At 71.2% G+C, this 8914-nt stretch carries 6 protein-coding genes and 2 pseudogenes; 4 read left to right on the plus strand and 4 right to left on the minus strand.

Annotation, left to right across the window (positions count from 1 at the left end):
* Positions 1–110: 110 nt before the first annotated feature.
* On the minus strand, positions 111–365 hold the full coding sequence (locus AB0I18_RS31025) for a helix-turn-helix transcriptional regulator (protein ID WP_363108943.1): 255 nt from the start codon (positions 363–365) through the stop codon (positions 111–113).
* 72 nt (positions 366–437) lie between these two features.
* Between AB0I18_RS31025 and map the strand changes: the two genes are divergently transcribed.
* Together map and AB0I18_RS31035 are read left to right on the plus strand one after the other, a co-directional pair.
* Positions 438–1205: a type I methionyl aminopeptidase gene (gene map / locus AB0I18_RS31030; RefSeq protein ID WP_363108944.1), complete on the plus strand. Its 768-nt coding sequence runs from the start codon at positions 438–440 to the stop codon at positions 1203–1205.
* Positions 1206–1445: 240 nt separating this feature from the next.
* Complete coding sequence (locus AB0I18_RS31035; RefSeq protein ID WP_363108945.1) at positions 1446–4016, plus strand: ATP-dependent Clp protease ATP-binding subunit; 2571 nt, start codon at positions 1446–1448, stop codon at positions 4014–4016.
* Positions 4017–4083: 67 nt separating this feature from the next.
* Here AB0I18_RS31035 and ggt read toward each other — a convergent pair whose 3' ends face one another.
* Positions 4084–5913: a gamma-glutamyltransferase gene (gene ggt, locus AB0I18_RS31040; RefSeq protein ID WP_363108946.1), complete on the minus strand. Its 1830-nt coding sequence runs from the start codon at positions 5911–5913 to the stop codon at positions 4084–4086.
* A gap of 104 nt (positions 5914–6017) precedes the next feature.
* On the opposite strand from ggt, the gene AB0I18_RS31045 reads away from it, so the two are divergent.
* Positions 6018–6773, plus strand: a complete 756-nt coding sequence (locus AB0I18_RS31045) for a hypothetical protein (protein WP_363108947.1) — start codon at positions 6018–6020, stop codon at positions 6771–6773.
* Positions 6774–6889: 116 nt separating this feature from the next.
* On the plus strand, positions 6890–8458 hold the full coding sequence (locus tag AB0I18_RS31050; RefSeq protein ID WP_363108948.1) for an alpha/beta fold hydrolase: 1569 nt from the start codon (positions 6890–6892) through the stop codon (positions 8456–8458).
* Positions 8459–8495: 37 nt separating this feature from the next.
* Here AB0I18_RS31050 and AB0I18_RS31055 read toward each other — a convergent pair.
* Positions 8496–8633, minus strand: a pseudogene (locus tag AB0I18_RS31055) (amino acid ABC transporter permease); the annotation flags it as partial.
* A 21-nt stretch (positions 8634–8654) separates the two neighbouring features.
* Positions 8655–8914 (minus strand): annotated as a pseudogene (locus AB0I18_RS31060) (amino acid ABC transporter ATP-binding protein); the annotation flags it as partial.

Here is an 8914-nt window from a genome sequence, read left to right on the forward strand (position 1 = left end):
AGTGCGGTCACCCACTCGGAAAGTGATGTGCGAAGTCCGCGACGCCGCGGAGATCCACCAGAAGGGCCCAGCGTCACGACCCGCGTCACGACCCGCGTCCCGAACTCGCGTCAGGCCGCCGGGGCGAGCGCGCAGTCGCCCGCGATCTCGTCCATCGAGAGGCCCAGCACCCGAGCGAGCGCCGCGACCGTGAAGAAGGCCGGAGTCGGCGCACGACCGGTCTCGATCTTGCGGAGCGTCTCGGCGGAGAGGCCCGCGCTCGCGGCGACCTCCACCATGCTGCGGCCACCGCGGGCCTCACGCAGCAGCCGCCCGAGCCGCTCGCCGCGTTCTCGTTCCTCTGGGGTCAGGGGGGTGCGTACCATGCGCCGATTCTAATACCGTCGAGCGTTATATGAATAGGCATCACACAAGCACCGACCGGTATAGTAATTGGTATGGTTGAACTGAAGACGGACACCTCTGTCGACGCGATGTACGAAGCGGGCCAGGTCGTGGCCCGTGCCCTCACGGCGGTGCGAAAGGCCGCGGACGTGGGCGTCTCGCTCCTGGAACTGGACGAGATCGCGCACCAGGTCCTGCGTGACGCGGGCGCGGGCTCGCCCTTCCTCGGCTACCGGCCGTCCTTCGCCCCCACCCCCTTCCCGGCCGTCCTCTGCACCTCCGTGAACGACGCGATCGTGCACGGCGTCCCGACCGGCTACCGGCTGCGCGACGGCGACCTGGTCTCCGCCGACTTCGGCGCCGAACTGGGCGGCTGGGTGGGCGACTCGGCCATCAGCTTCGTGGTGGGCAGGCCGCGCCCCGCCGACGTACGTCTTGTCGAGACCGCCGAGCGCGCCCTGGCGGCCGGCATCGGGGCGGCCGTCGTGGGCAACCGCATCGGGGACATCGCGCACGCGATCGGCACGGTCTGCCGCTCCGCGGGCTACGGCATCCCGGACGGCTTCGGCGGCCACGGCATCGGCCGCCACATGCACGAGGACCCGGGCGTGCCGAACGAGGGCCGGCCCGGCCGCGGCCTCCCCCTCCGGCACGGAATGGTCATCGCCATCGAGCCCATGCTCATCGGCGGCGGCACCGACGGCTACCACGCCGCTCCCGACGGCTGGACCCTGCGTACGGACGACGGCACCCGCGCGGCCCACGCGGAGCACACGGTGGCCATCACGGACGCGGGCCCGCGCGTGCTGACCGCCCGTTGACGGCTCGTTGACCGTCCGACGACCGGAGCCGGCCGCCTGCTGACCACCCACTGAGGGCACCGCGCAGACCGGGTGCGGGCGCGGTGTGCCTGCGCCGAGTGGGGACGGGTGGGACCGGATGGGGCGGACGATTCGCGCGCGGGTGTGTAAGCGGGTGGCTGCCGGGGCACCCGCGAGCGGACCAGTACGTCGATCGGCAAGCGTGTCCCGGTCCCGGCCGGGACACCGGAACGGATGGCCATGACCAGCGGGTTCCCGGGTCCGCAGGGCTACGGCTCGGACCCCTTCGGAGAGTTCTTCGCACGCTTTTTCGGCGGCGGGCCACGCCCAGGTCCCCGGCAGATCGACATCGGGCGCCTGATGAGCCGGCCGGCCCGGCAGTTGGTCGCCGACGCCGCCACGTACGCCGCCGAGCACGGCAGCACCGACCTGGACACCCAGCATCTGCTGCGCGCCGCCCTCGGCGTCGAACCGACCCGGAGCCTACTGGCCAGGACCGGCGCCGATCCCGACACGCTGGCCCACGAGATCGACGAACGCGCCGGGACAGCCGGGGCGCAGCAGGCCGACGGACCGCCGCCCCCGTCGCTCGCCCTGACACCCGCGGTCAAGCGCGCCCTGCTGGACGCCCATGAGCTGGCCCGGGCGACCGGCGCCGGCTACATAGGCCCCGAACACGTCCTCAGCGCCCTGGCGGCCAACCCCGACTCCGCGGCCGGCCACATCCTCAACGCGGCGCGGTTCACCCCGGCCCCGCTGCCGCCCGAGGGAGCGGACCCGTCCACGGCACGCGCCCAGGCCCACCCGGACCGGCCCCGCGCGACCGGCACGCCGACCCTCGACAAGTACGGCCGGGATCTGACCGGCCTCGCCCGGCAGGGCCGCGTCGACCCGGTCATCGGCCGGGACGAGGAGATCGAGCAGACCGTCGAGGTGCTGTCCCGCCGCGGCAAGAACAACCCGGTCCTGATCGGCGAGGCGGGCGTGGGCAAAACCGCGATCGTGGAGGGCCTCGCCCAGCGCATCGTCGGCGACGACGTGCCCGACATCCTCACCGGCCGCCGGGTCGTCGCCCTGGACCTGACGGGCGTGGTCGCCGGCACCCGCTACCGCGGCGACTTCGAGGAACGGCTGACCAACATCGTCGACGAGATCCGCACCCACTCCGACGAACTGGTCGTCTTCATCGACGAGCTGCACACCGTGGTCGGCGCCGGTGGCGGCGGCGAAGGCGGGTCGATGGACGCCGGCAACATCCTCAAGCCGGCCCTCGCGCGCGGCGAGCTGCACATCGTGGGTGCCACGACGCTGGAGGAGTACCGCCGCATCGAGAAGGACGCGGCCCTGGCCCGCCGCTTCCAGCCGATCCTGGTCCCCGAGCCGTCCACCGCGGACGCGCTGGAGATCCTGCGCGGCCTGCGCGACCGCTACGAGGCCCACCACCAGGTGCGTTACACCGACGAGGCCCTGGTCGCCGCCGTGCAGCTGTCCGACCGCTATCTCACCGACCGCCACCTGCCGGACAAGGCCATCGACCTGATGGACCAGGCCGGCGCCCGGGTGCGACTGCGCGCCCGCACGAAGGGCACCGACGTACGGGCCCTTGAGCGCGAGGTCGAGGAGCTGACCCGCGACAAGGACCAGGCGGTGGCGAGCGAGCAGTACGAGCAGGCCACCCAGTTGCGGGACCGCATCCAAGAGCTCAGGGAGAGGATCGGGGCCGGGCACGACGGGGAGGCCGACGACGGCCAGCACCTGGAGGTCACCGAGGAGGCCATCGCCGAGGTGGTCTCCCGGCAGACCGGCGTCCCGGTCAGCCGGCTCACGGAGGAGGAGAAGGACCGCCTGCTCGGCCTGGAGCAGCACCTGCACCAGCGGGTCGTCGGGCAGGACGAGGCCGTCGGTGCCGTGGCGGACGCGGTACTGCGCTCCCGGGCCGGTCTGGCCAGTCCCGACCGGCCGATCGGCAGCTTCCTCTTCCTCGGCCCGACCGGCGTCGGCAAGACGGAACTGGCCCGCGCGCTGGCGGAGGCGCTGTTCGGCAGCGAGGAGCGGATGGTGCGCCTGGACATGAGCGAGTACCAGGAGCGGCACACCGTCAGCCGGCTCGTCGGCGCCCCGCCCGGCTACGTCGGCCACGAGGAGGCCGGTCAGCTCACCGAGACCGTGCGCAGGCACCCGTACTCGCTGCTGCTCCTGGACGAGGTCGAGAAGGCCCACCCGGACGTCTTCAACGTCCTCCTCCAGGTCCTCGACGACGGTCGGCTCACCGACTCCCAGGGGCGCACGGTGGACTTCAGCAACACCGTCATCGTGATGACCAGCAACCTCGGTTCCGAGGCGATCACCCGGCGCGGCGCCGGTCTGGGTTTCTCCCCCGGCGGCGTCGAGGCCGACGAGGAGGCCCGCCGCGAGCAGATCCTGCGTCCGCTGCGCGAGCACTTCCGGCCCGAGTTCCTCAACCGCGTCGACGAGGTCGTCGTCTTCCGGCAGCTCACGGCCGAGCAGCTGCGGCGCATCACCGACCTGCTTCTGGACGGCACCCGGCGTCGTCTGCAGGGCCAGGACATCACCGTCGAGTTCACCGAGCAGGCCGTCGACTGGCTGGCGCGGCGCGGCCATGAGCCCGCGTACGGCGCCCGGCCGCTGCGCCGCACCATCCAGCGGGAGGTCGACAACCGGCTGTCCCGGCTGCTCCTCGACGGACGCCTGACGGCGGGCAGCCGGATCGTGGTGGAGACCGGGGAAGGGCAGCTGGTCTTCCACACCGACGGCACCGACGGCACCGACGGCACCGACGGGGAGGCCTGACGGACGGGTCGGAGGAGCGAGTCGCGGCGAGGGGCCGACAGCCCCTCGCCGGTCACGCACCCGCCCCCTACGGCACCGGTCGCACCACCATCGCCGAGCCGCCACCGCGCCGTACCGTCTCCGCGGCCGCCAGCCACTTGCCGTTCGGCAGCCGCTGGACGCCCGTCGTCGCGCCGATCTCCGGGTTCTGCCGGAAGCCGTGGCCGATGGACTCCAACTCGGTCCTCAACGGGCTGTTCCACAGGCCGGGTTCGAGTTCGGTGGTCGCCTGGTTGCGCTGACTGGCGCGCGGGGCCGCGATCGCGTCGACGAGCGGGAGGCCCCGGTCGACGAAGCCCGTGAGCGTCTGGAGCACGGTCGTGATGATGGTCGCGCCGCCGGGCGAGCCCAGCGCCACCACCGGCTTGGCGTGCCGGTCGAGCACGATCGTCGGCGCGATCGACGAGCGCGGGCGCTTGCCCGGTCCCGGCAGGTTCGGGTCGGGCACGGACGGGCTCGCGGGGGCGAAGGAGAAGTCCGTCAGCTCGTTGTTGAGGATGAAGCCGCGGTCCGGGACGGTGATGCCGCTGCCGCCGGTCTGCTCGATGGTGAGGGTGTACGCGACGACGTTGCCCCACTTGTCGGCGGCCGTGAGGTGGGTCGTGTTCTCGCCCTCGTAGGTCGTCGGGGCCGCCTCACCGCCTGTCGCGCACGCCGCCGGGTCCCGCGGGTCGCCCGGCGCCAGCGGGCTCGTCAGCACCGCGTCGTCCTTGATCAGGCACTCGCGCGAGTCGGCGAACTTCTGCGAGAGCAGTTCCTTCGTCGGTACGTCCTCGAAGGCGGGGTCGCCCACCCAGCGCCCCCGGTCCGCGAAGGCGATCCGGCTCGCCTCGATGTAGCGGTGCAGGTACTGGACGTCCGTGGCCTTCGAAAGGTCGGTGTTCTCAAGGATGTTGAGCGCTTCACCGACCGTGGTGCCGCCCGAGGAGGAGGGCGCGATCGAGTAGACGCCGAGCCCGCGGTACGACGTCTTCGTCGGCGCCTGCCGCTTCGCCTCGTACGCCGCCAGGTCCTTCAGGGACAGCTCGCCGGGGCGTGCGTTGCGTCCCGAAGCCGGGTTCACCGGCGGGTCGTTGACGGTGTCGACGATGTCCTGGGCCAGCTTGCCGTGGTAGAGCGCGCCGACGCCCTTGCGGCCCAACTCCTCGTACGTACGCGCCAGATCGGGGTTCTTGAACGTCGAGCCGACCACCGGCAGGGCACCGCCCGGCAGGAACAGCTCGGCCGTGTCCGGGAAGTCCTTGAACCGCGCCTGGTTGGACTCCGTCTGCGAGCGGAAGGTGGGGTCGACGGTGAACCCGTCCCGCGCGAGCCGCTCGGCCGGCTTCAGCAGCGACCCGAGCCCCTTGCTGCCCCAACTGTCCAGCGCCGTCTGCCAGGTTGCGGGTGTCCCGGGCGTGCCCACACCCAGACCGCTGGTCACCGCGTCGGCGAAGGGGATCGGCTGCCCGTTCTCCAGGAAGAGCCCCGAGTCGGCGGTGAGCGGTGCCGTCTCGCGTCCGTCGATCGTGCGCACCGTACGGGACTTGGCGTCGTAGTAGACGAAGTAGCCGCCTCCGCCGATGCCCGCCGAGTACGGCTCGGTGACGCCGAGCGCGGCCGCCGTGGCGACGGCCGCGTCCACCGCGTTGCCGCCCTTGCGGAGGATCTCGATACCGGCGGCGGAGGCGTCCGCGTCGACACTCGCGACGGCCCCGCCGTACCCGACGGCGACCGGCACCTTCTCCGGCGAACCGGAGCCCGGGCCGGCGCCCGAGCCGGATGCGGCCCCGGACGACGGTGGCGCCGCCGCACCGACCGACACCACCACGGCCGAAACCGCCAATACCGCCAGACTCCGCGCAACAGGGCGACTCATCCGTACCTCCCGTGAACGACCGTCCGCGCAGCGTAACTTCCTCGCCATGGCCGCGTCAGGTACCCCTCGAACACTGTTGCGCACTCCCGCTAACATGCGCGCCCATGAATGACGACGTGCGCAACATCGTTCTCGGCGTGCTGGCGGCGGGCATCAGCGCCGCCCTCGGCTGGCTCGCCCGTACGTACCTGTGGCGGCGCAAGCTCCGCCGCAAGCAGGCGTTCTTCGGGCTGCCGGACAACTCGGAGTCGCTGCTCGTCGTCAACCGCGACCCGTCCACCGCGGAACCGGCGGTACACCGTTTCGACGTGTTCGCGCTTCTGGAACTGTCCGCGCTGATCAAGGACTGCGGCGCGCACGTCCAGGTGGTCACCCAGGACATGGCCCAGCCGGGCTTCGGCGAGCGCACCGAGTTCTGCGTGGGCGGCCCGGGTTCGAACCGGCGCATGGTGGCACACATGGCGGCCATGCTGCCGGGAGTGCGCGTCAACGTAACCCCCGAACCGGGCCCGGAACGGGGCGCCTTCCAGATCGGCACCGAGCGCTACCGCATGGACCCGGGCGTCGCCGAGTACGTCCTGCTGGCCCGGCTCACCGCGGGTGAGCGCCGTGACGCCCGGCCCGTGTTCCTCTTCTGCGGCCAGCGCGCGATCACCAACCAGGCGGCGACCCGCTACCTCGCCCGCAACCACGAACGGCTGGCCCGCAAGCACGGCGACTCCTTCGTACTCCTCCTGAAGGTCGTGAACTCCCAGGCGTACGGACCGGATGTCGTCGAGCTCGTCGCGGACGTCACCCGGGCCGCTCAGGCCCCGCTTCCCGTGGAGCCCGCCGCACGGAACACCCATCGCGCCTCCTAGGTTTCAGCACATTCCAACGATCGTTACTCGGGCGTAACTTACCGACGGGTTACCTACGGTAAGAGACTGAGGTTACCGTCGGGTCACTTTGCACTTACACGAGTGAGGAGTGACCCGTGGGACACCCCCGCAAGGCCCTGCGCACCACCGCCGTAGGCGCCGTCTCGGCGACCCTCATCGCCGGGACAGCCCTCGGGCTCGCCCCCACCGCGCAGGCGGCACCCGCAGGCATCCGCTTCGTCGACATCACCGGCGACGGCGGCACCGTCCTCAAGGCCAACGTCGTCACGCCCGCGAACGCCGACGGCTCCCGCACCTACCCGCTCATCGTGCTGCCCACCAGCTGGGGCCTGCCCCAGATCGAGTACCTCGCCCAGGCCCAGAAGCTCGCCGACTCGGGCTACGTCGTGCTCACTTACAACGTCCGCGGCTTCTGGCAGTCCGGCGGAGAGATAGAGACGGCGGGCCCACCCGACGTGGCCGACACCTCCAAGGTGATCGACTGGGCGCTCGCCAACACCCCCGCCGACGCCAAGAAGATCGGCGTGGCGGGCGTCTCGTACGGCGCGGGCATCGGTCTCCTCGCCGCCGCCCACGACAAGCGGATCAAGGCGGTCTCGGCGATGAGCGGCTGGGCCGATCTCATCGGTTCGATCTACTCGGGCCGCACCCAGCACTCCCAGGCGGCCGCCCTACTGAACGGCGCCGGCACCATCACCGGCCGCCCCAGCGCCGAACTCCAGCAGGTGTTCAAGGACTTCTTCGCCTCCAACCTGGCCAAGGAACCTGAGTTGATCGCCTGGGGGGCGAAACGTTCCGCCACGACGTACATCGACAAGATCAACGCCAACGGCGCGGCGATCATGCTGGCCAACGCCTGGGGCGACACGGTCTTCTCCCCCAACCAATATGCCGACTTCTACGAGAAGTTGACCGGCCCTAAGAGGCTGGAGTACCGCCCGGGCGACCACGCCACCCCCGAGGTGACCGGCCTGTTCGGACTCCCCAACGACGTGTGGACGAACACCGGTCGCTGGTTCGACCACTACCTCAAGGGCGAGGACAACGGCATCGACCGCGAGCAGCCCGTGCAGCTCAAGTCCCGCTCCACGGGCGGCTACGAGGGCTACCCGGACTGGAAGTCGGTCGGCGCCACCAGCAGGAAGATCGCCCTCGGGGGCACCTCCACGATCCGCGCGAACGTGAACTCGGGCGCGGACGGCGGGATCATCTTCCTCTCCAGCATCCTCGACCAGCTCGCTCAGCTGCCCCCGATGGCGTCGGTGCCGCTGCTGCCCCGCCGGTACGCGGCCGTCTGGCAGTCGGAGAAGTACGCGAGCCCCCAACGGGTGCGCGGCACGGCCAAGTTGCACACCACGGTCACCGGAACCAAGGAGAGCGGCACCCTCGTCGCGTATCTCTACGACGTGGGCCCGCTCGGCCTCGGCAAGCTGGTCAGCAACGCGCCGTACACCTTCCACGGGCAGACGCCCGGCAAGCCGTTCGGCGTCGACCTGGAACTGTTCTCCACGGCCTACGACGTCCCGGCAGGGCATCGGCTGGCCCTGGTGGTCGACACGGTCGACCCGCTCTACATCGAGCACAACCCGACCGGCGCGCAGCTGACCTTCTCCTCGCCCACGGCCGACCCGTCGTACGTGTCGGTACCGTTGCGCGAACAGTGATCTCCGGCTGCTGCCGGGCGGACCATTGTGCCCCTCGCTACCGCGTGCCCGGCAGCAGCGCCCCTGGTTCGGCCGGGGCGACCTCCACGGCCTCCGCCCCGGAACCACCCGTCACCACAGGGATGAACGGCAAATCGTAGTCCAGGCCGGACGCGATCGGCCTCCCGGCCCGGAGGTCATGGATCTCACCCCCCGCTCAGTGCTTGAGGATCTTGGAGAGGAAGTCCTTGGCGCGGTCGCTCCGTGGGTCGGTGAAGAACTCCTCGGGGGTGCGGTCCTCGACGATGCGGCCGTCGGCCATGAAGACGACGCGGTTGGCGGCCGAACGGGCGAAGCCCATCTCATGTGTGACGACGACCATCGTCATACCGTCACGCGCGAGCTGCTGCATGACTTCCAGGACCTCGTTGATCATCTCCGGGTCGAGAGCCGACGTCGGCTCGTCGAACAGCATGA

The organism is Streptomyces sp. NPDC050704 (assembly GCF_040654355.1).
Classification (GTDB): domain Bacteria; phylum Actinomycetota; class Actinomycetes; order Streptomycetales; family Streptomycetaceae; genus Streptomyces.